We start from the raw sequence: 23,173 nt of genomic DNA, 5'->3' as shown, positions 1-23,173 counted from the left end.
ACCGTCCTATGAGGCAGTGGGGAGGGGAGGGTTGAAGCGGGAGAAGGCAGGTGCGCTCCAGCGGAGGCGACTGGCGCTGGGAATCTCGACCACGGCGCTGACGGTGAAGTCGACGACCCGTTGCGCCCCCGGCAGGGAGCCGGCCGCGGCCGGCCCCCAGTCGGTGCGCGCCGATCCGGTGAGCTGCAGGGTCGTGCCCGTGGCCCAGTCCTGGAACAACAGTCCGGCGGCCGGGTTGACCTCCAGGTTGCCCAGCGTGTTGAACATGGCATTGCCGACGTAGTCCGGCCAGCGCAGCGTGGTGTCGGACAGCACCTGGACGAAGCCTGGGTTGCCGCCGCGGTGCGAAGCGTCGGCGTCGCCGTCCCGGTCGGCGGTGGCGACGAAGAACGTGTCGGCGCGGCTGAGGAGTTCCCGCTGGTCCGGCGACAGGGCGGACGAGGTGACCGGTTCGCCGGGCGCGGCCTGCTCCGGGTGCGGTTCCCGCTTCTGGATGTACTTCGGGCAGTTCGCGTAGACCTGCTCGAGCGCGACCCGCAAGCCGCCGGCGACCGGTGTGCTGCGGCCGTTCATCCGCATGCGGCGCCGGGAGGACGCCTCGATCGCGAGCATGCCCACCGGTGCGGGTTCGCCGAGCCGGGAGCGCAACGGGTCGCCGGGCGCCGGGAGCGCCGCGACGGCGAGCGTGGTGTCGTCCTCGGCCCGCAGGAACCCCGGCGGTCCGGACAGGAGTGTGGCCCAGACCCGGCCCTCGGCGTCGGTGGCGCCGAGCACGAGCATGACCTGCCGGGCGAGGAAATCCCGGGCCACCGCCGGGATCGCGTGCTGGATCGCGCGGGCGGAGAACCCGCCCTGGTCGAGGAGGCCGGAGCGCCGCTGGGCGGCCCGTTCACCCTCGTGGTAGACGTCGACCGCCACAGCGGCCTCCTTTCAGCGCGGAATCAGGGTGCGGATCAGAAGAAGCCGCAGGTGGGCGCCTCGCCGCTGGGGGCGGCCGCGGTCTCGGCGCCGCTCGGCGCGTAGATCTCCAGGCGGATGCCGTCCGGGTCGGTGAAGAAGATGCCGCCGGAGCTCATGCCTTCCCCGTGCGGCACCACTCCGTCGTAGCGGAACTCGGCACCGAGTTCGCGCAGCACCGACTCGGCCGCTCGCACCTCGTCGATCGAGTCGACCTGGAAGGACAGGTGGTGCAGCCCGGCCGAGGACGCCGGGAACGGCGTCTCGCTCTGCTGCCACAGGGTCAGCACCAGCCGCCCGTCGCGCCCCAGGAAAGCCCAGCGCCGCTCGTCGTTCCCGCCTTCCGCCTGCACCTGGAACCCGAAAACCCGGGTGTAGAACGGCACCGCGCGCTCCAGGTCCGTCACGTTCAGACCGACGTGGCCGGTCTGAACGGCGCTGATCGTGGCAGTGGTCATGAGCTTCCTCCTCGATGGGGTCTAACTGTCTTAATGACGTTAGGCGGTTAGACGATCCAGTGTCAACCACCTATTCGTCGATGACCGGATAGAATGGGCTCATGTCAGATCCCCGTCCGCTGACCGGCGAGCCGCTGTGCCTCGATCTGCTGAACACGTATTGGATCGGCGAGAACGGCCCCGAGGACCTGCTCGACTCCACCGACGGTGTGGGCGTCTGGCTGCACTCGGCCGGCCTGGCGGACCGGGCGGTCGCGAACGAGGCGACGCGCGGAGCCCTGCGTGAGACGCGGGAAGTTCTCCGGGCCCTGGTCGACGGCGAAGCCGGGCGGGACGCCGCTCGCGAACTCAACCTGATCCTCGAGCGCGGGGCGCTGCGCTACCGGCTCGGCGCAGCAGGGCCGGAGGCGCGTGGCACGACCGATGATCCGGCCTGGCTGCCTGCCTGGCTCGCCGCGACGGACTACCTGGGACTCGTCGACGGCAAGCCGGAGCGGATCAAGCGGTGCGCGGCGCACCCGAAGTGCGTGCTGCACTTCTACGACACGACCAAGAACGGCACGCGCCGGTGGTGCTCGATGGCGGGGTGTGGCAACCGGGCGAAAGCCGCCCGGCACTACGAACGGGAGCGAGCCGGGGCCGGCTGAGGCCGGGGCGGCTCACGCCGATTCGCGCAGTTTCAGCGACACCGGCAGCACCTGCCGCCGCGGGCGGATCGTTTCGCCGGCCAGCAGGGCGGTCAGCGTGGCGACCATCTGGCGCACTTGGGCGGCCGGGTCCTGGTGCACCGTCGTCAGCGGGGGGTTCATCGCGGTGGCCAGCGCCGGGTGGTCGTCGAAACCCACGACCGCCACGTCGGCGGGCACGCGGCGGCCCGCGGCGCCCAGTGACTGCAACACGCCCGCGGCCATCACGTCGCTCGCCACGAAGACCGCGTCCAGGTCTGGTTTCCGCGCGAGCAGCCGGTCCATCGCGTCGCGGCCGCCGTCCAGCGTGAAGTCCGCCTCCTCCGCCAGGCCCGCCGACTCCAGCCCCGCGTCGGCCAGCGTCTTGCGCCATCCGGACAACCGGTGGACCGCCGCGGTCTGGTCCTGCGGGCCGGCGACCGTCGCGATGCGGCGGCGGCCCAGCGAAACCAGGTGCTCCACCGCGAGCCGCGCGCCGGACTCGTTGTCGAAGTCGATCACGTGCACGCCGCGCGCCACCCCGCCCGCCGGGCCGCCGAACACGACCGGCAGCCGCAGCAGCCGCAGCGCCCGCGGCAACGGGTCCGCCTGGTGCGGCGCGAACACCAGCGCCCCGTCGACGTGCCCGCCCTCCAGGAAGCGCAACGTCCGCGCCAAGTCGTCCCGGCCGTCGCAGAACATCAACACCATCTGCGCGCCGGACGCCGCCAGCTCCCGGTACCCGGCGCGCATCACCGCGGTCCGGTACGGATCGCCGAGCACGACCTCCTCCGGCTCGGACAGCACCACCGCCACCGCGCCCGTCCGCCGCGTCACCAGCGACCGCGCCGCCTGGTTCGGCGAATAGCCCAGATCGGCCGCCGCCGCGCGCACCGCTTCCCGGGCGCGGGCGCTGACGTTCGGGTCGTCGTTGAGCGCCCGGGACGCTGTCGAGCGCGAGACCCCGGCGAAGGCGGCCACGTCCTCCAGCGTCGGTCGACCGTCGTGGTTGCCGTGTGCGGTCACCGGGTCACCTTCCGCCATCGATGGGAGCGCTTCCAACAATAGCGCATCTTGACACGGCGGGTGACTAGGGACACACTCAAGCCCGTTCTGGGAGCGCTCCCAAAATCTCCCTCCCTGGAACCCCACGAGTTAGGGAATCGACGTGCGACATCTTCACAAGGGCGTGAGCTTCGCGATCGGGCTGGCGGTGCTGGGCGCGAGCCTGGCCGCCTGTGGCGGCGGCTCGTCCGGGACGTCCGGCGACGGGCGGATCGAGCTGTCCATCGGCACCTTCACCGAATTCGGCTACGAAGACCTGATCACCGAGTACGAACGCCTGCACCCCAACATCAAGATCACCCACCACAAGACCGGCGAGGGCGGCCCCTACCACCAGAACCTGATCACGAAGCTGGCCGCGGGCAACGGGCTGGAGGACGTGGTCGCGGTCGAGGAGGGCCACTTCTCCGACATCATCGACAAGTCGTCCAAGTTCAACGACCTCACCGAGATCGGTCCCAAGGACGTGACCCCGGACCGGTGGCTGAACTGGAAGTACGAGGCGGGCAAGGACTCCGACGGCCGCCTGATCGGCTACGGCACCGACATCGGCCCGCTGGCCCTGTGCTACCGCAAGGACCTGCTGCAGGCCGCCGGGCTGCCGTCCGATCCGGAGGGCGTCAAGTCGCTTTTCGCGACCTGGGAGTCCTACTTCGCGGCCGGCGACCAGTACGTGCAGCGCACCGGTGGCAAGGCGTGGTTCGACGCGTCCTCGCAGCTGTACAACTCGATGGTCAACCAGCTCGAAACCGGTTACCTGGACCGCAACGACAACCTCACCATCGAGACGAACCCGGGCATCAAGGCGGCCTGGGACCGCATCACCGGCGCGATCCAGCGCGGCCAGTCCGCGAAGCTCATCGCGTTCGGCAACGAGTGGAAGACCGGGTTCCAGCAGGGATCCTTCGCCACCACGGTGTGCCCGTCGTGGATGCTCGGCGTGGTCGAGGAGAACGCCGGTCCCGGCAACGCGGGCAAGTGGGCGGTCACCGACGCGTTCCCCAACGGCGGCGGCAACTGGGGCGGCTCGTACCTGACCGTGCCCAAGCAGAGCCAGCACCCGAAGGAGGCCGCGGAGTTCGCGGCGTGGCTGACCGCGCCGGAGCAGCAGCTCAAGGCGTTCCAGGCGCGCGGCAACTTCCCGAGCCAGACGCAGGCGCTCACCTCGCCGCAGCTGCTGCAGCAGACCGAGCCGTACTTCGGCGACACCAAGGTCGGCGAGCTCTACTCCGAGCAGGCCAAGAAGGTGACCCGCGCGCAGTACAAGGGTCCCGGCGACGGCCAGATCCAGGAGAACGTCACCAGCCCGGCGCTGCAGGCCGTCGAGCAGGGGACACCACCCGGCCAGGCCTGGCAGCAGGTGGTCGACGAAGCCAAGAAGATCGTGAAGTGAGCGCAGGGGGAACGGGCCGATGACCACTGTGGCCGAAAAACCACCGCGGCAGGACGTGCCGCCGGAACCGGTGAGACCGACGCTGCGGCAACGGTTGTCGCGCTGGGACGTCAGGTTTTCGCCGTACCTCTACATCGCGCCGTTCTTCGTGGTGTTCGGCCTGACCGGCCTGTTCCCCCTGCTCTACACGGGTTACGTGTCGCTGTTCGACTGGGAGATCGGCGACGACGACCCGAAGTTCGTCGGGCTGGAGAACTTCGTGACGCTGCTGGGCGACGCGCAATTCTGGAACGCGGTCGTGAACACGATCTCGATCTTCGTGCTCTCCAGCGGGCCGCAGCTGGTGATCGCGATCCTGCTCGCGGCGTTGCTGTCGCTGCGGCTGCGCTTCCCGGCGAGCTGGCGGGTCGGGATCCTGCTGCCCTACTCGGCCAGCCTCGTCGCGCTCGGCATCATCTTCGCGAACCTGTTCGGCCCGCGGTACGGGCTGGTCAACGCGATGCTGGAGGCGGTGGGGCTGGACCGGGTGGAGTGGCAGGCCAACGGGTTCGCCAGCCACCTGGCGATCGCGACGATGGTCAACTGGCGCTGGACCGGCTACAACGCGCTGATCGTGCTGGCGGCGATGCAGGCGCTGCCGCGGGACGTGTACGAGGCGGCGGTGGTCGACGGGGCCGGCGCGGTCCGCCGGTTCTTCTCCATCACGCTGCCGATGCTGAAGCCCACGCTGATCTTCGTGGTGGTGACCTCGACGATCGGCGGGCTGCAGATCTTCACCGAGCCCAAGTTGTTCGACGCGATGCCCGGGTCGAACAACGGCGGTTCGCAGCACCAGTTCCAGACCCTGACGTTGTACCTGTACCAGTCGGCGTTCGAGGGCTTCGACCTCGGCTACGCCTCGGCGATCGCGTGGCTGCTGTTCCTGCTGATCGTCCTCATCGCGCTGGTCAACTTCCTGATCACCCGGCGGGTCGCCGCGACGACGGGACTGAAACGATGACCACACTGAGATTCCCGCGCGGGCGCGGCGGTTCGCGCTTCTTCGTCTACGCCACGCTGATCGCGTTCGTCGCGGGTTCGCTGTTCCCGTTCTACTGGTCGTTCCTGGTGGCCAGCCGCGACACCGGCATGCTGTCGGACCACCTGCCGCCGCTGCTGCCGGGCGGGAACTTCTGGGCCAACGCCGTCCGCGTGTTCGACGCGGTGCCGTTCTGGAAGGCGCTGGGCAACAGCGTGATCGTGGCAGGCACGGTGACGCTGACGACCGTGCTGTTCTCCGCACTCGCCGGGTTCGCCTTCGCCAAGATGCGGTTCCGCGGCTCGAACGGGCTGTTCGTGTTCATCGTGGTGACGCTCGCGGTGCCCACGCAGCTGGGCGTGATCCCGCTGTTCATCATGATGTCCGAGCTCGGCTGGGCCGGGCACCTGCAGGCGGTGATCGTGCCGAACCTGGTCACCGCGTTCGGGGTGTTCTGGATGCGCCAGTACATCGTGGACGCCGTGCCGTACGAGCTGATCGAGGCCGCGCGGGTGGACGGGTGCGGCGTGTTCGGGACCTTCGTGCACGTCTGCCTGCCCGCGATCCGCCCGGCGGCCGCGGTGCTCGCGATGTTCACGTTCATGATGTCGTGGAACGACTTCCTGTGGCCGCTGATCGTGCTCGACGCGGGCAACCCCACCGTGCAGGTGGCGCTGGAGAAGCTGCAGAGCGGCCACTACGTCGACTATTCGCTGGTGCTGGCCGGGACCACGCTGGCGACCATTCCGGTTCTGATCGTCTTCCTGCTGCTCGGGCGCCAGATCGTGTCCGGGATCATGCAGGGCGCGGTGAAAGGGTGAGCATGTCGGTTCTGGGTGAAGAGGTCACCGCCGGGCTGGAGTTCCCGCCCGGGTTCGCGTGGGGGGTCAGCACGGCCGCCTTCCAGATCGAGGGGGCGACCACTGTGGACGGTCGCACCGACTCGATCTGGGACGCGTTCTGCCGTCGTCCGGGCGCGGTCGCGGGCGGTGACACCGGAGAGCCTGCCGCCGACCACTACCACCGCTTCCGGGACGACGTCGCGCTGATGGCCGAACTCGGGCTCGGGGTGTACCGGTTCTCGCTGGCCTGGTCCCGGGTGCGCCCGGACGGCGGCGCGGTCAACCCGGCGGGGCTGGACTTCTACGAGCGGCTGGTGGACTCGTTGCTGGAGCGGGGGATCACCCCGTGGGCGACGCTCTACCACTTCGACCTGCCGCAGGCGCTGGAGGAGCGCGGCGGATGGGCCGCACGCGACACCGCCCACCGGTTCGCCGAGTTCGCCGCGTCGGCCGCCGAGCGGCTGGGCGACCGGGTGCCGTTCTGGTCCACGCTGAACGAACCGTGGTGCTCGGCGTTTCTGGGCTACGCCAAGGGGATCCACGCGCCGGGCAGGCAGGAGCCGCGCGCGGCGGTCGCGGCGGCGCACCACCTGCTGCTCGCGCACGGCCTCGGCCTCGCCGAGATCCGGCGGCACGCGCCGCGGGCGCAGGCGGGCATCACGCTGAACCTGTACCCGGTGCGGGCGGAGGACCCGTCGTCGGCGGCGGACCGCGACGCGGCGCGGCGGGTGGACGGGTTGCAGAACCGGCTGTTCCTCGACCCGGTGCTGCGTGGGCGGTACCCGGAGGACCTGCTGGCGGACCTGGAGCCGTTCGGCCTCGGCGCCTGCGTGCGGGACGGGGACCTGGCGCTGATCGGGGCGCCGATCGACCAGATGGGGATCAACTACTACCGCGGCTACGAGGTCACCGGCACGCTGCGGCCAGGGGTCGAGCCGGGCGGGCTGGAGTGGGTTGGCGCGGACGGGATCGGGTTCGTGCCCGACACGGCGGCGTCGGTGACGCACTCGGGGTGGTTCGTGCAGCCGGAGGGGCTGACCGAGACGCTGGTGCGGGTGCACCGCGAGTACCCGGCGGTGCCGTTGTACGTCACGGAAAACGGCGCGGCCTACGACGACTCCGTGCGGCCGGACGGCTGGATCGACGACGTCGAGCGGGTCGAGTTCCTCGCCGCCCACCTGCGGGCGGCGCACGCGGCGCTCGCGCAGGGGGTCGACCTGCGGGGGTTCTCGTACTGGTCGCTGCTGGACAACTTCGAGTGGGCGGAGGGGTATTCGAAGCGCTTCGGGCTGGTGCACGTGGACTACCGGACGCAGGTCCGCACGATGAAGCGCAGCGCCCACTTCTACGCCGACGTGATCCGCGACAACGCGGTGCCGCCGGTCCGCGGGTGACGGTGCTACGTCTCGTCGGTGAGCAGGCGGTGCTGCTCCACGAGCCACGTGTCGAACTCGACGGACGCGTGGATCCAGGTGGCGGTGGTGGTCACGAAGTGCTCCACCGTGACGCCGGCGCCGATCAGCATCATCGCCTCACCGACCAGCGTGACCGCACCGTCGTCGCCGGTGTGGCTGTACACCTTCGGCCACAGCGTGCGGCGGTTCCAGTCGTCGAGGAGTTCCAGGAGGTGCGGCTTGGCCTCGATCGCGTGGCGGCGGTCGTAGAAGGTGCGCACGGCGAAGGTCCGTCCCTCGTCCGCGCCGCGGAACACGAAGTACATCCGGAAGTGCTCCCACGGGGCGCCGAGATCGCCGTCCTCGTCGAGGCCGTACTCCAGCCCCATCTCCTCCAGCAGCCGCTCGACGAAGGCCTGGTCGGGAACGACGATCTCGGTGGTCATCCGGAGATCCTGTCAGGCGGGGGTGACCGTGGGCAGCGGGGTGGTGGTCAGGTCGGGCAGGGCGGGCGCCAGGTCGGCCATCAGGGCGGTCGCGTTGTCGTGGCCCCCCGCCGCCAGCGCCGCGTCCACCAGCGCCTGCGCGCTGTTCGACGGTACGCGCAGCAGCTCGGCCATCGCGGCGCGGGTCAGGACCTTGTGGACGCCGTCGCTGGTCAGCAGCAGCCCCGCGGGACCCATCGCGTCGGCGTGGCCGAACTCGTCCGGGCGCGCCGTCCGCACGCTGGTCGTGACCAGGTGCTCCATCCTGGGGGTGGGCACCTGGCCGCGGTCGCGGAAGTACTGCGCCAGCGTGTGGTCCCTGGTCAGCTGCCGCAGCGAGTCGCCGTTCCAGGCGTAGGCCCGCACGTCGCCGACCCACCCGACGCGGTAACCGCCGTCGACGGGCGTCGCGACCACCAGCACGCAGTCGCCCGCCGGCTCGGCGCGGACCGCCCGCTGCGCCGCGGCCAGCGCGGCGGCAGGCCCCTGCGACGCGGGCACCTGGACGGCGGTGGCGACGGCGACCTGGGCGGCCCGCGCGGCGCTCGGCTCGTCGCCCACGCCGTCGGCGAGGGCGAACACGACCTCCCCGGTGCTCGGGTCGGTGTAGGCCGCGGTGGCGTCGGCGTTCACCGAACGCGGGCCGCGGGTGGTCGCGGTGGCCCACACGGGGCTGGTGGTGAGGCGGTGCATGGTGGCCTCCTTCGTGCTGTTATACCTCCACTGTCGACCGCCCGCCTGTGCTCAGGCTGAGATCAGCGTGAAGCCAGGTTATGAGCTCAGCAGGTACACCGTGGTGCCGCCGACGGTCGTGGCGGTGAAGTTCGCGGCGACCCACTCGGCGATCTCCTCGGCCGCGTCGCTGCCGCCGGTGCTGTTGATCTCGGTCGGCTCGCCGATGAAGTAGTGGATCCGCCCGTCCGCCACGTACTGCTGGAACTGCGCCAGCGTCGGGGACGGGTCGGTGCCGTTGAACCCGCCCAGCGCCATCACAGGGAAGCCGGACGCCAGCTGGTAGCTCGCCGCCGGGTTGGAGCCGACGGTGGCCGCGACCCACGTGTAGTTCTCCGCGTCGGCTTGCAGCAGCGCGGTCATCTCGGCGCTCGGTGTCGTGGTGGTGAGCAGGCTGCCGACGCCGCCGCGCATCCCGCCGCGCTGACCACCACCGGGCGGGCCGCCCTGGCCGCCGAAGCCGCCGAACCCGCCGCTGCTCGGCCCGGCCGAGGGGATTGCGCCGGAGTGCGCCGTGGCGACGGTCGCCACCGTGTACGCGCCGGACCCGAGGAGCGAGGCGATCAGGGCCAGCACCGCGACCCCGCGGGCGCCGGCGCGCGGCAGCCGGTCGGACACCAGCACCAGCACCGCGGCGGCCACCCCGAGCAGCAGCACCACGTACTTCAGCCAGGGCAGCCAGGTGGATTCCCGCGTCAGCAACAGGTACGCGGTCAGCGCGGTGAGCACGACCCCGCTGGACAGCAACCCGGACGCGATCGGGTGCGTCCGCGCCCGCCACAGCCGCACGGCGCCGGTGCCGACGAGCGCGGCGACCGCCGGGGCCAGCGCGACCGTGTAGTAGGGGTGGATGATCCCGCTCATGAAACTGAACACGCCGCCGGTGACGACCAGCCAGCCGCCCCACAGGATCGTCGCGGCGCGGGTCCGGTCGGTGCGCGGGGCGCGCCAGGTCAGCCACGCGAGCGCGCCGAGCGCGATCGCCGCGGCGGGCAGCAGCCAGGCGATCCCACCCGCCATCTCGCTGCCGAACAGCCGCGCCCAGCTGCCGCTGCTCTGCGCGCCGCCGAGGCTGCCGACCTCGTCGCCGGTGATCCGGCCGACGCCGTTGTAGCCGAGGGTCAGTTCGAGGATGCTGTTGCTCTGCGACCCGCCGATGAACGGCCGCGAGTCCGCCGGCCACAGCTCGACGACCGCGAGGTACCAGCCCGCCGAGACGACCACCGCGCCCAGCGCGCCGAGCAGGTGCAGCAGCCGCTTGCCCAGCGGGGCGGGCGCGGCGACGAGGTAGGCGATCGCGAACGCCGGGAGCACCAGGAACGCCTGCAGCATCTTCGCCAGGAAGCCGAACCCGACCGCGACCCCGGCCAGCGCGAGCCACTTCGGGGACGCCTTCTCCAGCGCCCGCGTCACGCAATACGCGCCGAGCACGAGCAGCAGGACCAGCAGCGCGTCCGGGTTGTTGAAGCGGAACATCAGCGCCGCCACCGGGGTCAGCGCGAGCACCGCACCTGCCAGCAGTCCTGCCGTCGGCCCGGAGACGCGGCGCACGGAAGCGAACAGCGCCCACACCGAGCCGACGCCCATCAGCGCCTGCGGCACGAGGATGCTCCACGAACTGAGCCCGAACAGCCGCACCGACAGGCCCATCACCCACAGGGCGGCGGGTGTCTTGTCGACGGTGATCGCGTTCGCGGCGTCGCTGGAGCCGAAGAACCACGCCTTCCAGCTCTCCCCGCCGGCCTGCGCGGCGGCCGAGTAGAACGCGTTGGCCCAGCCGGACGCGCTCAGCCCCCACAGGTAGAGCACGGCGGTGGCGATCAGCAGCCCGCCCAGTGCCGGGCGCACCCACCCCGGGCGGGGCGGGTGCGGATCGGCGGGTTCGGGGGTCGAGGGCGCGGAGCCGCGCTCGGCGAGGGCCGTCATGAGTTCACTGTGACCGCGCGAGCTTGGCCGGTCTTGTGGCGTTCCTGTGCGGAACCTGTGCGCGGCAGCCGCACCTCGAACTCGGTGCGGCCGGGTCTGCTGTGCACGCCGACCGTGCCGTGGTGCGCGTGCACCACCGCGGCGACGATGGCCATGCCGAGACCGGTGCTGCCTGCCGCGCGGGAGCGTGACGAGTCGCCGCGTGCGAAGCGTTCGAAGACGTGCGGCAGCAGGTCCGGCGCGATGCCGGGGCCGTCGTCGGTGACGGTCAGGACCGCGCTGCCGTCCGCCGACACGGTCAGCCGCGTGGTCACCGTCGTGCCGGGCGGGGTGTGCGTGCGGCCGTTGGCGAGCAGGTTGCCGAGCACCTGGTGCAGGCGCTGCGCGTCGCCGGTCACCACGACCGGGTCGGGCGGCAGCTCGAGCCGCCACCGGTGCCCCGGCCCGGTGATGTGGGCGTCGCCGACGGCGTCGGCCACCAGACGGGTCAGGTCGACCTCGCCGGCGTCGAGCGGGCGTCCCGCGTCCAACCGGGCGAGCAGCAGCAGGTCGTCGACCAGCGTCGTCATGCGGTCGGCCTCGGATTCGACGCGGCTCATCGCGTGCGCGATCTCCGGCGGCACGCGGCCGCCGCTGCGCCGGGTCAGCTCGGCGTACCCGCGGATCGCGGCGAGCGGCGTGCGCAGCTCGTGGCTGGCGTCCGCGACGAACTGGCGCACCCGCATCTCGCTGTTCGCGCGGGCATCGAGGGCGTTGTCGATGTGCACGAGCATCCGGTTCAGCGCGTAGCCGACCTGACCGACCTCGGTGGAGGGGTCGGTGTCGGTGACCGGGACGCGCACCGACAACGCGACGTCGCGGCGGTCCAGCGGCAGCTCGGTCACCTTGGACGCCGCCGCGGCCACGCGGTCCAGCGGGCGCAGGGTCCGGCGCACGACGAACGCCCCGACGAACCCCGCGCCCAGCACGGCGATCGCGGCGACCGCGGCGAGGATGATCCCGACGGTGAGCAGCGTGTCCTCGGCCTGGTTCATCGGCAGGCCGAGGACCAGCACGACCCCGTCGTCGATGGTCGCGATGACCCGGTAGTCGCCGCTGGACAGCGAGATCGTGTGGGCGTGGCCGTCGACCGGGATCGCCGGCAGGGCCGCGGCGTCGGCGGCGGGCAGCGCCTGCGCCTCGTTCTCCGGCGAGCCCGGGATGGGGGCGAGGGTGGCCGCTTCGAGCACCCGGCCGCCGGAGAGCTGCGCGTACAGGGTGCCTTCCGCGGTGCCCGGGATGTGCAGCGGATCGTTTCCGGCGGGCCCGTCGAAGTGCCGGGTCCGCTCGACCGCGTCCCGCACCTGGGTGTCGACCTGCTGGGTGAGGAACCTGCTCAGCGCGAACTCGCTGATCACGCCCACCACCAGGCACACCACGGCGAGCAGCGCGACGAGCGCCGCGATCAGCTTGGTCCGCAGCGGGCGGACGCGCCGCGGTCGCGTCCCGGCCCGCCGGTGGGGCAGGTTCATGCCACGACGATCCGTCGGGTTCGTGTGTGGTGCTTGTGCCGTCCCTGTGAGGCGGCTGTGTCCGTCCGGGCACAGGAATCCTTCACCCGTCCCACAGTCGGTCCACAGCGGAGCCGCCGAAGCTGGTCCTCGACGCACCGGCGAGAGGAACCCACGATGACCACGGAACAGCAGACCGCCCCGCAGTCCCAGGAATGGGGCGCCCAGCAGCCGCCGCGGAAGTGGTCCGCGCGCAAGACCGTCGCCGCGGTCGCCGTCGCGGTCGGCGTCGCGGGCGCGGGTGGCGTGGCGATCTACGCGGCGAGCGGTTCGACCGATTCGTCGGCGATGGGCCAGGGCGGCATGGGGATGCCCGGCGGCGCTTCGCCGAGCGCGATGGTGAACGCGCTGCACGGCGAGTACGTCGTCTCCGACGGCAACGGCGGCTACACCACCGAGCTGTTGCAGATCGGCACCGTGACCGAGGTCAGCGCGACGTCGCTGACCGCCAGGAGCGACGACGGCTACACCAAGACCTACACGATCGACAGCGACACCGCGGTCGGCGACAACGCCGACCTGAGCAGCATCGCCACCGGCGACACGGTCACGGTCGTCGCATCGGTGTCCGGCGACGCCGCGACCGCCGACACGCTGACCGAGGGCACTGCTATGGCAGGCCCGGGCGGCCCGGGCGGTCAGCAGGGCGTGCTGCCGCGCCGCGACGACAGCACGTCGGGCTCGAACTGACGTGGGCGCGCGGGAGGGCGGCGCGCGGCGGGCCGGCTGGCTGACCACGGTCGCGGGCACGGTGCACGAGGCGTCAGCGACGGGGGAGTCCACTTCGGACAGCGCTACGGTGCCCGCGCTCCGCGGCGGGGACTTGTCGTCCCACGGACGGCGGCGCGGATAGGGCCTACCTGGCGGGGCGAGCGCGCGCCGCAACGGGGTTTCCCGCGCTGGCCGACCGGGACGCGGGCCTCGCGCACGGCGCTGGCGCGCTGGACCGGGACCCGGGGGGCTACCCGGTGCCGCCCACCCGGGAGCCCGAGGTGCCACCCGGACTGGTCCCACACGCCGAACGAGCGGCCCGCCTCTGCCCGACGCTGGCTTTGCGGCTGCGCCGTTAGCATCGCCGGATGGGCGGGGCGTCGCGGAACCTGAACTACCAGCCCGAGTGGCCGGTCCCGGAGTTCGTGGGGCTGTCGGTCCCGCAGGCTCGCGCGCTGGCCGACGAAACCGGCGTGGTGGTGACCGACGGGGAGACCGGCGCACCGCCTTCCGCCGGACGCATCGCTCGCCAGGGGCCGCACGGCACGACACCGCGCCGTCCGCAGACGGTGACGGTCTGGCTCGAGCGGGACGCGCCGGCCTGACCGCCAGCGGCGCGCCTGGCGCGCCATCGCGCCGTCCGCGCACCGTCACGGTGTGGGTCGACCGGGACGCCCCGCCCTAACCGTCAGCCGCGCGCACGCGTGCGCAGGTGGATGCGCTCACCCTGCTTGCCGAACAGGCTCAGCACCTCCACGGCACCCCGGCCGGCCGCGCCGAACCAGTGCGGGATCTGGCAGTCGAACTCGGCGGCCTCCCCGGCGCCCATCACGAAGTCCTGGCCGCCCAGTTGCACGCGGAGCCGTCCACGCAGCACGTACAGCCACTCGTGGCCCGCGTGGGTGCGCAGGTGCGGCTGCTCGTCGTGCGCCGGGATGATCATCTTGTACGCCCGCGGTTCGGTCTGCTGCCGGGACAGCGGGATCAGCACCCTGCCGTCCTTCCGCGTCGGCTCCTGGGGCACCCGCGGGTCGACGATCCGGGGCGCGGCGACGATCTCGTCGAGCGGCACCCCCAGCGCGGCGGTGACCGGCAGCAGCAGCTCCAGGCTCGGTTTGCGCTGACCCGACTCCAGCCGCGACAACGTGCTCGTCGAGATGCCGGTGGCGCGCGCCAGCGCGGTCAGGCTGACGTTCTTCCGCTCACGGGCGCGCCGCAGCCGGGGAGCGATCTGCTCGATGACGGCGCCGACGGTCGGTTGCGACTCCACGGGCGCAGTGAACCAGTGCGTCCCGGTTTCGGCAACGTCTGTTGTCGGAGCCGGGCGGATCTCCGGATCCTCGCGGTGGAGGTGATCCGAATGGAGATGTCGGTCGGCAGGCGGACCCGGAACCGCCTGCCCGCAGGGGTGTACCTGCTCGGCTTCAGCCTGTTCGCGATGGGCACGGCGGAGTTCCTGCTGGCCGGGGTACTGCCGGCGGTCGCCGCGGACCTGGACGTCACGCTGTCCTCGGCCGGGTTCCTCATCACCGCGTTCGCGCTCGGGGTGGTGCTCGGCGGGCCGCCGTTCGCGGTACTCAGCCTGCGCTGGCCGCGCCGCACGACCCTGGTGGTCGCGCAGGGTGTCTTCGCCGCGAGCATCGCCGCCGGGCTGCTCGGCGACTACCCCGTCCTGGTGGTCACGCGCGTGGTCGCCGGCATCGCCTACGCCGGCTTCTTCGCGGTCGCGTCGGTGACCGCGATCAGCCTCGTGACCCCCGACCGGAAAGCCAGGGCCTCCGGCGTCGTGGTGAGCGGGCTCAGCGTGGCGATGGTCGCCGGCGGGCCCGCGGGCACGCTGCTCAGCCACTTCACCGACTGGCGCGGCGGGTTCTGGGCGGTGGTGGCCCTGACGGTGGCCGGGATCGCCGGGTGCCTGCTCGGCATCCCCGCCACGCCGAACCACGCGAGCAGGCCCAGCGTCCCGGGTGAACTCGCCACCATGCGGAAACCGGCGCTGTGGGGCCTGTTCGCGATCACGATCCTGACCACGGCCGCCTACATGATCACGTTCAACTACCTGGCGGCCATGCTCACCGTGCCCGAGGTGTGGGTCCCGGCGATCCTCGCGCTGTTCGGCATCGGGGCGTTCGCCGGGCTGTCGATCGCCGGCCGGGTGTCCGACCGCCGCCCGCACCTGGCGCTGCTGACCGGCGCCGGCGCGATCGTGGTGCTCTCGGTGGCGATGGCCGCCGCGGTCGGGCACGGCTGGGCGGTGGTGCCGCTGGTCTTCCTGCTCGGCGTGTCGGCGTTCGTGCTGAACCCGGCCATCTACGGACGCGTCTTCACCGTCGCGGCCGGCGCGCCGACCCTCGCCGGCGCCACCACCGTCTCGGCGTTCCAGCTGGGGATCAGCATCACCCCGGCGCTGGCTGCGGCCGCGCTCACGTGGGGCGCCCCGCTCACCTCGGTCTGCCTGATCGGCGCCGCGCTCGCCGCGGCCGCCGTGCCGCTGATCCTGCTGGACCGGCGTTAGGCCCCCTCCGCGACGCGGGCCAGCATCGCGCGGAACGAACGCTGCTCGGCGGCGCTCAGCGGGCCGAGCAGCTCGTCCTCCACGGCGCGGATGGCGGCCCGCGCCGCGGCGTGGCGGGCCTCGCCGTCCGGGGTGAGCCGCACCGTGTGCGAGCGGCGGTCCGCCGGGTCGCGTTCGCGCACCACCAGGCCCTCCTCGGCGAGTTCGTCAAGCAGGCCGATCAGCCGGGTCTTGTCGTAGCCGATGGCCTTCGCCAGCGCCAGCTGCGAGGTCGCCGGCTGCGCGGCGAGGCTCGACAACGCCGCATACGCCCACATCGACAGCCCGTGCGCGCGCAGCACGGGCTCCTCCGCCTTCATCAACCGCCGCACGATGCGCGCCAGCGAGGCGCCGAGTTCTGCCACGCACCGAATCGTAGAGTGACAAGACGATAAGCAAGAGCGTACGATCTGCTCATGCCTACGATTACCGAGTCCGTCTCGATCGCCGCCACGCCCCAGACCGTCTTCGACCTCGTGTCCGACCCCAGCCAGCTGCCGAAGTGGGCGCCCGGCGTGGACGGCACACGCGTGCGCGTCCGCGCGTCACGGGAACACGGCACCGTCGACTTCTTCGCCGCCGACAACCCGGCCGCCGGCGTCTACACCCGCGTGCTCCCCAACGGCGAGGGTGCCGAGTACCAGTTCACGATGTTCTTCCCGGACGGCACACCGGAGACGGTCGTCGCGGAGCAGGCGTCGGTCGTGCGCGGTGAACTGGAGTCCGTCCGCACGCTCTGCGAATGACCGGTCAGGGCCGGTGGAAGTGCTCCACGTGCACGGCCTCGTCCGGCACGGCGTGCTCGGCCAGCGCCGACCGCACCGGCCCGGCGACCTCGGGCGGCGCGCACAGCAGCCACTCGTCCACCTTCGACGGGTGCAGGCGCGCCTCCAGCAGCCCCCGGATGCGGCCCGGGTCCAGCCCGCCCGGCAGGTACCGCTCGTACGAGATCGCCAGCGCCTGGCCGATGCTGTCGAACGGCCGCGTCCCCCGCGCGTACCGCAGGCTCGGGTCGCGCTCGTCGGTCCGGTAGTGCGTCACCCGCAGCCGCCCTTCGAAGCGGCGCGTGTACTCCGACAGCTCGTCGGCGAACAGCGTGTCGTCCCCGGACCGGTTCACGTACAGCAGCGTCACCCGGCTGCGCGGTGACTTCTCGAGCAGGTGCACCACGACCGGCAGCACCGGCGCGATCCCCGACCCCGCCGCGACGGCCACCACGTGCCGCGGTTCCGAGCGCAGTGTGAACGTCCCGGACGGCGGCCGCGCCAGGACCCGGTCGCCGAGCCGCAACCCCATGGCGTACCCGGAGAACCGCCCGCCGGGCACCCGCTTGATCGCCACCCGCAGCTCCGGCTCGTCCGGGCACGCGCAGATCGCGTAGCTGCGCTCCACCGGCTCGCCGTCGACCTCGGCCCGCAGCACGAGGTGCTGTCCCGGCGTGAACCGGAAGACCTCGCGCAGATCGTCCGGCACGGCGAGGGTGACCACGACGGCCTCGCCGGTCAGCGAGCGCACGCCGGTGACGGTCAGCGGGTGGAACTCCGTCGGCGCCTCGGCGGCGGGCGCCGCCGGCTCCGGCGACCGCGGCCGGGGGATCGCGGTGTAGCGGTAGAACGGACGGCCGGGCCGCTCGGCGTGCATCCGGTGGTAGCCGGTCGGCCGCCGCCGCGGGTGCCAGTCGTGGCACCACGACACCAGCGCGAGCGCGAGCCGCTGCGGCACCACGTAGACCACCGCCAGCTCCCACCCGTGCCCGGTGCCGACCACGGCCGCGAGCACGCACGGCAGGAACACCAGCATCCCGAGCATCTCGGCGCTCTCCGCGGTCGGCCGCCCCGGCGTGGACAGGTAGCGCCACGCGTACCAGAGGTCGACGGTGGCCCATCGCAGCGGCAGCGTCCACGCCGGTCCACGCGTGTTCCACGGCGTGAGGTGCTCCGGCGAACCGGACCGGTGCTGGGTGAGGTGCACGTACCTGGCCGCGGGGAAACCGCCGAACGGCGACACGAACGGCACCGTCAGGCGGCCGAGCGCCCCGTTCACCCACGTGAGGCTGCCCGCGGCGTGGTGCGCGGCCTCGTGCAGCACGGTGAACAGGGCGACCACGGCGAGCGTGTGCAGCGGCACGGTCACCCAGGCCGGTGAGTGCCAGACCAGGGCGAGCAGGGTCGCCCAGCTCCACAGGCCCAGCCCGCAGGCGGCCAGCGCGACGGTCGGCGCCACCACCATCGGCAGGCGCGTCGGGGGTTCCGCCACGACCTGCGGAACGCCCTGGACCTGGGCATCGGCTGTCACGGACCGGGCTCCTGGGGACGGCGGGACGGCAGGACCAAGACGGTAGACAAAGCGTGCGTAAATGTAAACGGAGCGCACGCGCCCGTACCGCACCGCCTGGCAGGCAGGGCCGGGCCGGTGCTGTCGGGTCACTGGCCTAGACTCGGCCTTTGGGCACAGCCGTGCCCGCTTGTCGGCTACCACCCGAAAACCAGGTTTTCACGGCTCGAGGAGAACACGTTGAAGAGCACCGTCGAGCAGCTCAGCCCGACGCGAGTCAAGATCAATGTCGAGGTGCCGTTCGACGAACTCAAACCGAACTTCGACCGCGCCTACTCCAAGATCGCCCAGCAGGTCCGCATCCCGGGCTTCCGCCCCGGCAAGGTGCCCGCTCGCGTCCTGGAGAGCCGGATCGGCCGCGCGCCGGTGCTCGATGAGGTCGTCAACGAGGCCATCCCGGCGAAGTACCTGGAGGCGGTGCGGGCCGGCGAGGTGCGCACCCTCGGCCAGCCGGACTTCGAGGTCACCAAGCTCGAGGACCGTGAGGTGCTGGAGTTCACCGCCGAGGTGGACATCCGCCCGGAGATCACCCTCCCCGACTTCAGCGGCCTGTCGGTCAGCGTCGACGACGTCGAGGTCACCGACGAGGAGGTCGACGCCGAGCTGGACAACCTCCGCGCCCGCTTCGGCACCCTGAAGGGCGTCGAGCGTCCCGCCCAGGACGGCGACTTCGTGTCGATCGACCTGTCGGCCACGGTCGACGGCCAGGAGGTCGAGGAGGCGGCCACCAGCGGCCTGTCCTACGAGATCGGCTCCGGCCAGCTGGTCGACGGCATCGACGAGGCCATCATCGGCGCGAACGAGGGCGAGACCAAGACCTTCACCACGAAGCTGGTGGCGGGTGAGTACGCCGGCCGCGACGCCGAGGTGTCGGTGACCGTGCAGAGCGTCAAGGAGCGCGAGCTCCCCGAGGCCGACGACGAGTTCGCCCAGCTGGCGAGCGAGTTCGACACCATCGACGAGCTCAAGGCCGACCTGCGCGAGCGCCTGGCCAAGATGAAGAAGGTCCAGCAGGGCGTGCAGGCGCGCGACAAGATCCTGGACGAGCTGCTGGAGTCCGTCGACGTCCCGCTGCCGGAGAAGGTCGTCGAGGCCGAGGTCGAGAACCGCAAGCACGACGCGATCCACGACCTGGACCACAGCGAGGAGAACCTCGCGAAGGTGCTGGAGACCCAGGGCAAGACCCTGGAGGAGTTCCACGCCGAGCTGCAGACCGAGGCCGAGAAGGCGGTGCGCACCCAGCTGCTGCTGGACAGCGTCGCCGACGCGGAGGAGGTCCAGGTGGGTGATGCCGAGCTGACCGAGCGGATCATCTACCAGGCCCAGCGCTTCGGCATCAGCCCGGACGAGTACGTGCAGCGGGCCCAGCAGTCGGGCCAGCTGTCCGCGATCTTCGCCGACGTGCGCCGCGGCAAGGCGCTGGCGTCGATCGTGCGCAAGGCGACGGTCACCGACGCCTCCGGCGCCGAGATCGACCTGAGCGACCTCTTCGGCGGCGACGAGGACGAGGCCCCCGCGGCCGCCACTGAGACCGAGGTCACCGAGGAACCCGCGGCCGCTTCCGAGAAATAAAGCTGTCAGCGAACTTGGGCGGTACCGGGCATGCCGGGCCGCCCGAGTTCGTTAGGGTCGGTTACAAGATCTCAGCATCTTCGACAGTGCACAGTGGATCTCCCTCCGGGAGGGCCACAGCGGTGAAAAGGCAGGCAGACGTGACGCAGCACAAGGCAGAGGCTCGCAGCTCGACCGCGGGCCTCAATCTGACCGACTCGGTGTACGAGCGGCTGCTCCAGGAGCGCATCGTCGTCCTCGGCTCCGAGGTCAACGACGAGGTGGCGAACCGGATCACCGCGCAGCTCCTGCTGCTGTCCGCGGAGGACTCCGAGTCGGACATCCGCTTCTACATCAACTCGCCGGGCGGCTCGGTGACCGCCGGGTTCGCCATCTACGACACGATGCAGCTCATCGAGCCGGACGTGGCGACCTACGCGATGGGCCTGGCCGCCTCGATGGGGCAGTTCCTGCTGTCCTCGGGCGCCCCCGGGAAGCGCTACTCGCTCCCGCACGCGCGCATCCTGATGCACCAGCCGTCGGCCGGTGTCGGTGGCACCGCGTCCGACATCGCGATCCAGGCCGAGGTCTTCGGCAAGTGGAAGCAGGAGCTGGCCCGGATCACCGCCGAGCAGACCGGTCAGTCGGTCGAGCAGATCATCGCCGACGGCGACCGGGACCGCTGGTTCACCGCCGAGGAGGCGCGGGAGTACGGCTTCGTCGACCACGTCCTCACCCGGGAGAACCAGCTCCCGTCCAGCAACGGCAGCCGCTGACCGGGCCTGATGAGGAGAAAGCTCTCATGAACAACTTCCAGCTTCCGCAGTCCCGGTACATCCTGCCGTCGTACGTCGAGCGCACGAGCTACGGCATGAAGGAGTCGAACCCGTACAACAAGCTGTACGAGGAGCGGGTCATCTTCCTGGGTGTGCAGGTGGACGACGCGTCGGCCAACGACGTGATGGCCCAGCTGCTGCACCTCGAGCACGAGGACCCGGACCGCGACATCACGATCTACATCAACTCGCCGGGTGGCTCGTTCACCTCGCTGATGGCGATCTACGACACCATGCAGTTCGTGCGCCCGGACATCCAGACCGTCGCGCTGGGCCAGGCCGCCTCCGCGGCCGCGGTCCTGCTGGCGGCGGGCACCAAGGGCAAGCGGCTCGCGCTGCCCAACGCCCGTGTGCTGATCCACCAGCCGGCCACCGAGGGCACCTACGGGCAGGTCTCGGACCTGGAGATCCAGGCCAACGAGATCCAGCGGGTGCGCCGCCTGATGGAGACCACGCTGTCCAAGCACACGAACAAGACCGCCGACGAGGTCCGCGCGGACATCGAGCGCGACAAGATCCTGACCGCCGAGCAGGCCAAGGAGTACGGCATCATCGACGAGGTGCTGCCGTACCGCAAGGCGACGCAGATCGGCTGAGGCCCGGCCCCGGGACTCTGACCCGGCCGGTGCGTGTCCTACCCGGCGCGCCCCGGCCCCCGGTTTAGGGTCTCGGGGCGCCCGGCGCCCGCTGGTCCTCCCGCGCGGCGCTCCGGGCGGGTACCGTCTAGGGGCAGCGGCCATTTTTCCCGCTGGCTCGGCGGCGAGGGCAGGAACACGATCAGGTGTGCCGGCAGGCGCACCGGAGGGGAACAGGTCAACGGTCATGGCACGGATCGGCGACGGCGGGGACCTGCTGAAGTGTTCTTTCTGCGGGAAGAGCCAGAAACAGGTGAAGAAGCTCATCGCCGGACCTGGCGTCTACATCTGCGATGAGTGCATCGACCTGTGCAACGAGATCATCGAGGAGGAGCTGGCCGAGGCCGGCGACGTCAAGCTCGACGAGCTGCCCAAGCCGCTCGACATCCACGAGTTCCTCGACCAGTACATCATCGGCCAGAGCGACGCGAAGCGGACGCTCGCCGTGGCGGTGTACAACCACTACAAGCGCATCCAGTCCGAGGACAAGACCGGTCCGAAGGACGCCAAGGACGAGCCGGTCGAGCTGGCGAAGTCGAACATCCTGCTGCTCGGGCCCACCGGCTGCGGCAAGACCTACCTCGCGCAGACCCTGGCCAAGATGCTGAACGTGCCGTTCGCGATCGCGGACGCCACGGCGCTCACCGAGGCCGGGTACGTCGGCGAGGACGTCGAGAACATCCTGCTGAAGCTGATCCAGGCCGCGGACTACGACGTCAAGCGCGCCGAGACGGGCATCATCTACATCGACGAGGTCGACAAGATCGCCCGCAAGTCGGAGAACCCGTCGATCACGCGGGACGTGTCCGGTGAGGGTGTGCAGCAGGCGCTGCTGAAGATCCTGGAGGGCACGACGGCGTCGGTGCCGCCGCAGGGTGGGCGCAAGCACCCGCACCAGGAGTTCATCCAGATCGACACCACGAACGTGTTGTTCATCGTGGCGGGCGCGTTCGCGGGCCTGGAGAAGATCATCAACGAGCGGGTCGGCAAGCGTGGCCTCGGTTTCGGCGCCGAGATCCGCACGAAGGCCGAGATCGAGGAGAGCGACGTCTTCTCCGACACCATGCCCGAGGACCTGATCAAGTTCGGGCTGATCCCGGAGTTCATCGGCCGTCTCCCGGTCGTGGCGAACGTGACGCACCTGGACAAGCACTCGCTGGTCCGGATCCTCACCGAGCCGCGCAACGCCCTGGTGAAGCAGTACAAGAAGCTCTTCGAGATGGACAACGTCGAGCTGGAGTTCACCAAGACGGCGCTCGAAGCCATCGCCGACCAGGCGGTGCTGCGCGGCACCGGCGCCCGTGGTCTGCGCGCGATCATGGAGGAGGTGCTGCAGCCGGTGATGTACGACATCCCGAGCCGCACCGACGTCGCCAAGGTCGTCATCACGGAGCAGACGGTCCGCGAGAACGTCAATCCCACGATCGTGTCGCGTCAGCCGTCCCGGCGGCGCAGCAGCGAACGTGGCGAGAAAACGGCCTGATCTGCGTGAAGGCGGCTCCTCCACGCTCGCTAAGCTAGCCGGATGAGCGTGGAGGGGGCTGGTCCCCGTTCGGGTGCCGGCGAGGGCACCGCTCCGGCCGAGGCGGCCGGGGACACCGTCGTCCCGGAGGGGCGGGACGATGTGCGCGGCATCAGCGACCTGACCTTCCGGGTGGTCGCGCCGTACCTGAGCAGTCCGATCCTGTACAAGGTCATGCTGGTGCTGCTCGGGCTGATGACGTTGGCGTGCGTGGTAGCCGCCCCCGTGCGGCTGTCGGCGCTGCCCCTGATCCCGCTCCCGGTGCTCGGCGTCGGGTTCTACGCGCTACGCCGGGTACGCACCGCGGACGGCGACTACCGCCCCCTGTTGCGCTGGTCAAGCCTCCTCTTCGCGGCGACGCTCATCGGCCTGTGGCTGCTGTCGGTAGTGGGCCGCTGGGTCAGCTGACCCAGCACCACCGGGAAACGCAACGCAAGCCGGCAACGAAAGGCAAGCGACTACCCCAACCAGACCTCCCCCGCCCCCGATCCACAGCCGATCTTTAGTCGCCGACCAGCCGTGTCAAGGCACGCTTTCCCGCCTTG

General features: G+C 71.3%; 24 protein-coding genes. 14 read left to right on the top strand and 10 right to left on the bottom strand.

Annotated elements, in window-relative coordinates; genetic code table 11:
- Positions 1-6: 6 nt before the first annotated feature.
- Positions 7-918: a pyridoxamine 5'-phosphate oxidase family protein gene (locus ABZ215_RS28300; RefSeq protein WP_354952901.1), complete on the bottom strand. Its 912-nt coding sequence runs from the start codon at positions 916-918 to the stop codon at positions 7-9.
- Positions 919-953: 35 nt separating this feature from the next.
- Entirely contained in the window at positions 954-1,415 is a 462-nt protein-coding gene (locus ABZ215_RS28295; protein WP_354952899.1) for a VOC family protein, read from the bottom strand.
- A gap of 101 nt (positions 1,416-1,516) precedes the next feature.
- Here ABZ215_RS28295 and ABZ215_RS28290 point away from each other — a divergent pair, with 101 nt between their 5' ends.
- The gene (locus tag ABZ215_RS28290) at positions 1,517-2,062 is read left to right on the top strand and encodes a CGNR zinc finger domain-containing protein (protein WP_354952897.1); all 546 of its coding nucleotides are present in this window, start codon (positions 1,517-1,519) and stop codon (positions 2,060-2,062) included.
- A 12-nt stretch (positions 2,063-2,074) separates the two neighbouring features.
- On the opposite strand, the gene ABZ215_RS28285 is transcribed toward ABZ215_RS28290, so the two are convergent.
- Positions 2,075-3,124 carry a LacI family DNA-binding transcriptional regulator gene (locus ABZ215_RS28285; protein WP_354712501.1) on the bottom strand — a complete coding sequence of 350 codons (1,050 nt, stop codon included), beginning with the start codon at positions 3,122-3,124 and terminating at the stop codon, positions 2,075-2,077.
- 124 nt (positions 3,125-3,248) lie between these two features.
- Here ABZ215_RS28285 and ABZ215_RS28280 point away from each other — a divergent pair, with 124 nt between their 5' ends.
- From ABZ215_RS28280 to ABZ215_RS28265, 4 genes are read left to right on the top strand one after another with little or no spacing between them, the layout of a single operon-like run.
- Complete coding sequence (locus ABZ215_RS28280; protein WP_354952895.1) at positions 3,249-4,538, top strand: ABC transporter substrate-binding protein; 1,290 nt, start codon at positions 3,249-3,251, stop codon at positions 4,536-4,538.
- Positions 4,539-4,557: 19 nt separating this feature from the next.
- Positions 4,558-5,538: a sugar ABC transporter permease gene (locus ABZ215_RS28275; protein WP_354952893.1), complete on the top strand. Its 981-nt coding sequence runs from the start codon at positions 4,558-4,560 to the stop codon at positions 5,536-5,538.
- Entirely contained in the window at positions 5,535-6,377 is an 843-nt protein-coding gene (locus tag ABZ215_RS28270) for a carbohydrate ABC transporter permease (protein WP_354952891.1), read from the top strand. The genes ABZ215_RS28275 and ABZ215_RS28270 overlap by 4 nt, the downstream gene beginning before the upstream one ends.
- 2 nt (positions 6,378-6,379) lie before the next feature.
- A complete protein-coding gene (locus ABZ215_RS28265) occupies positions 6,380-7,792 on the top strand; it encodes a GH1 family beta-glucosidase (protein WP_354952889.1) in 1,413 nt (470 codons plus the stop codon).
- A gap of 5 nt (positions 7,793-7,797) precedes the next feature.
- Here the strand turns inward: ABZ215_RS28265 and ABZ215_RS28260 are convergent, their stop codons facing one another.
- The 4 genes from ABZ215_RS28260 to ABZ215_RS28245 all read right to left on the bottom strand — a co-directional run bounded on the left by ABZ215_RS28260 (position 7,798) and on the right by ABZ215_RS28245 (position 12,446).
- Entirely contained in the window at positions 7,798-8,238 is a 441-nt protein-coding gene (locus tag ABZ215_RS28260) for a YbjN domain-containing protein (protein WP_020423305.1), read from the bottom strand.
- Between the two features lie 12 nt (positions 8,239-8,250).
- Positions 8,251-8,970, bottom strand: coding sequence for a protein phosphatase 2C domain-containing protein (locus tag ABZ215_RS28255; protein WP_354952887.1), 720 nt, complete (start codon positions 8,968-8,970; stop codon positions 8,251-8,253).
- A gap of 78 nt (positions 8,971-9,048) precedes the next feature.
- Positions 9,049-10,935 (bottom strand): glycosyltransferase family 39 protein, encoded by a 1,887-nt coding sequence (locus ABZ215_RS28250; protein ID WP_354952885.1) that lies wholly within the window; start codon positions 10,933-10,935, stop codon positions 9,049-9,051.
- Positions 10,932-12,446 carry a HAMP domain-containing sensor histidine kinase gene (locus tag ABZ215_RS28245; RefSeq protein WP_354952883.1) on the bottom strand — a complete coding sequence of 505 codons (1,515 nt, stop codon included), beginning with the start codon at positions 12,444-12,446 and terminating at the stop codon, positions 10,932-10,934. Before ABZ215_RS28245 ends, ABZ215_RS28250 begins: the two co-directional genes overlap by 4 nt.
- 156 nt (positions 12,447-12,602) lie before the next feature.
- On the opposite strand from ABZ215_RS28245, the gene ABZ215_RS28240 reads away from it, so the two are divergent.
- Positions 12,603-13,175, top strand: a complete 573-nt coding sequence (locus ABZ215_RS28240) for a hypothetical protein (RefSeq protein WP_354952881.1) — start codon at positions 12,603-12,605, stop codon at positions 13,173-13,175.
- A gap of 389 nt (positions 13,176-13,564) precedes the next feature.
- Positions 13,565-13,801: a PASTA domain-containing protein gene (locus tag ABZ215_RS28235; protein ID WP_354952879.1), complete on the top strand. Its 237-nt coding sequence runs from the start codon at positions 13,565-13,567 to the stop codon at positions 13,799-13,801.
- 83 nt (positions 13,802-13,884) lie between these two features.
- Here the strand turns inward: ABZ215_RS28235 and ABZ215_RS28230 are convergent, their stop codons facing one another.
- A complete protein-coding gene (locus tag ABZ215_RS28230; protein WP_354952877.1) occupies positions 13,885-14,466 on the bottom strand; it encodes an XRE family transcriptional regulator in 582 nt (193 codons plus the stop codon).
- 90 nt (positions 14,467-14,556) lie between these two features.
- Between ABZ215_RS28230 and ABZ215_RS28225 the strand changes: the two genes are divergently transcribed.
- The gene (locus tag ABZ215_RS28225; protein WP_354952875.1) at positions 14,557-15,711 is read left to right on the top strand and encodes an MFS transporter; all 1,155 of its coding nucleotides are present in this window, start codon (positions 14,557-14,559) and stop codon (positions 15,709-15,711) included.
- Here the strand turns inward: ABZ215_RS28225 and ABZ215_RS28220 are convergent.
- Positions 15,708-16,115, bottom strand: coding sequence for a MarR family transcriptional regulator (locus tag ABZ215_RS28220; RefSeq protein ID WP_354952873.1), 408 nt, complete (start codon positions 16,113-16,115; stop codon positions 15,708-15,710). The genes ABZ215_RS28225 and ABZ215_RS28220 overlap by 4 nt on opposite strands.
- Positions 16,116-16,166: 51 nt before the next feature.
- Between ABZ215_RS28220 and ABZ215_RS28215 the strand changes: the two genes are divergently transcribed.
- Positions 16,167-16,496: an SRPBCC family protein gene (locus ABZ215_RS28215; protein ID WP_020420750.1), complete on the top strand. Its 330-nt coding sequence runs from the start codon at positions 16,167-16,169 to the stop codon at positions 16,494-16,496.
- A gap of 4 nt (positions 16,497-16,500) precedes the next feature.
- Here the strand turns inward: ABZ215_RS28215 and ABZ215_RS28210 are convergent, their stop codons facing one another.
- Entirely contained in the window at positions 16,501-18,045 is a 1,545-nt protein-coding gene (locus tag ABZ215_RS28210; protein ID WP_354952871.1) for an FAD-binding oxidoreductase, read from the bottom strand.
- Between the two features lie 219 nt (positions 18,046-18,264).
- Here ABZ215_RS28210 and tig point away from each other — a divergent pair, with 219 nt between their 5' ends.
- From tig to ABZ215_RS28185, 5 genes are all read left to right on the top strand, one after another.
- The gene (tig, locus tag ABZ215_RS28205) at positions 18,265-19,656 is read left to right on the top strand and encodes a trigger factor (protein WP_020420752.1); all 1,392 of its coding nucleotides are present in this window, start codon (positions 18,265-18,267) and stop codon (positions 19,654-19,656) included.
- Positions 19,657-19,796: 140 nt separating this feature from the next.
- Entirely contained in the window at positions 19,797-20,411 is a 615-nt protein-coding gene (locus ABZ215_RS28200) for an ATP-dependent Clp protease proteolytic subunit (RefSeq protein WP_020420753.1), read from the top strand.
- Between the two features lie 26 nt (positions 20,412-20,437).
- Entirely contained in the window at positions 20,438-21,067 is a 630-nt protein-coding gene (locus ABZ215_RS28195; protein WP_020420754.1) for an ATP-dependent Clp protease proteolytic subunit, read from the top strand.
- 226 nt (positions 21,068-21,293) lie between these two features.
- Positions 21,294-22,589 (top strand): ATP-dependent Clp protease ATP-binding subunit ClpX, encoded by a 1,296-nt coding sequence (clpX, locus tag ABZ215_RS28190; RefSeq protein ID WP_020420755.1) that lies wholly within the window; start codon positions 21,294-21,296, stop codon positions 22,587-22,589.
- 42 nt (positions 22,590-22,631) lie between these two features.
- Entirely contained in the window at positions 22,632-23,036 is a 405-nt protein-coding gene (locus tag ABZ215_RS28185) for a hypothetical protein (protein WP_354952869.1), read from the top strand.
- Positions 23,037-23,173 lie beyond the last annotated feature (137 nt).

Source organism: Amycolatopsis sp. NPDC006131, from assembly GCF_040614175.1.
Lineage (GTDB): Bacteria > Actinomycetota > Actinomycetes > Mycobacteriales > Pseudonocardiaceae > Amycolatopsis_E > Amycolatopsis_E tucumanensis.
Note: the sequence above shows the minus strand (reverse complement) of the source record. Positions and strands in the feature narration are given on the sequence as shown.

Bases quoted from the DNA above. Each gene is read 5' to 3' on its own strand.
- ABZ215_RS28295 (WP_354952899.1), bottom strand. From the start codon at position 1,415: ATGACCACTGCCACGATCAGCGCCGTTCAGACCGGCCACGTCGGTCTG.
- ABZ215_RS28290 (WP_354952897.1), top strand. From the start codon at position 1,517: ATGTCAGATCCCCGTCCGCTGACCGGCGAGCCGCTGTGCCTCGATCTG.
- ABZ215_RS28285 (WP_354712501.1), bottom strand. From the start codon at position 3,124: ATGGCGGAAGGTGACCCGGTGACCGCACACGGCAACCACGACGGTCGA.
- ABZ215_RS28275 (WP_354952893.1), top strand. From the start codon at position 4,558: ATGACCACTGTGGCCGAAAAACCACCGCGGCAGGACGTGCCGCCGGAA.
- ABZ215_RS28270 (WP_354952891.1), top strand. From the start codon at position 5,535: ATGACCACACTGAGATTCCCGCGCGGGCGCGGCGGTTCGCGCTTCTTC.
- ABZ215_RS28265 (WP_354952889.1), top strand. From the start codon at position 6,380: ATGTCGGTTCTGGGTGAAGAGGTCACCGCCGGGCTGGAGTTCCCGCCC.
- ABZ215_RS28260 (WP_020423305.1), bottom strand. From the start codon at position 8,238: ATGACCACCGAGATCGTCGTTCCCGACCAGGCCTTCGTCGAGCGGCTG.
- ABZ215_RS28255 (WP_354952887.1), bottom strand. From the start codon at position 8,970: ATGCACCGCCTCACCACCAGCCCCGTGTGGGCCACCGCGACCACCCGC.
- ABZ215_RS28250 (WP_354952885.1), bottom strand. From the start codon at position 10,935: ATGACGGCCCTCGCCGAGCGCGGCTCCGCGCCCTCGACCCCCGAACCC.
- ABZ215_RS28245 (WP_354952883.1), bottom strand. From the start codon at position 12,446: ATGAACCTGCCCCACCGGCGGGCCGGGACGCGACCGCGGCGCGTCCGC.
- ABZ215_RS28240 (WP_354952881.1), top strand. From the start codon at position 12,603: ATGACCACGGAACAGCAGACCGCCCCGCAGTCCCAGGAATGGGGCGCC.
- ABZ215_RS28235 (WP_354952879.1), top strand. From the start codon at position 13,565: ATGGGCGGGGCGTCGCGGAACCTGAACTACCAGCCCGAGTGGCCGGTC.
- ABZ215_RS28225 (WP_354952875.1), top strand. From the start codon at position 14,557: ATGGAGATGTCGGTCGGCAGGCGGACCCGGAACCGCCTGCCCGCAGGG.
- ABZ215_RS28215 (WP_020420750.1), top strand. From the start codon at position 16,167: ATGCCTACGATTACCGAGTCCGTCTCGATCGCCGCCACGCCCCAGACC.
- ABZ215_RS28195 (WP_020420754.1), top strand. From the start codon at position 20,438: ATGAACAACTTCCAGCTTCCGCAGTCCCGGTACATCCTGCCGTCGTAC.
- clpX (WP_020420755.1), top strand. From the start codon at position 21,294: ATGGCACGGATCGGCGACGGCGGGGACCTGCTGAAGTGTTCTTTCTGC.
- ABZ215_RS28185 (WP_354952869.1), top strand. From the start codon at position 22,632: ATGAGCGTGGAGGGGGCTGGTCCCCGTTCGGGTGCCGGCGAGGGCACC.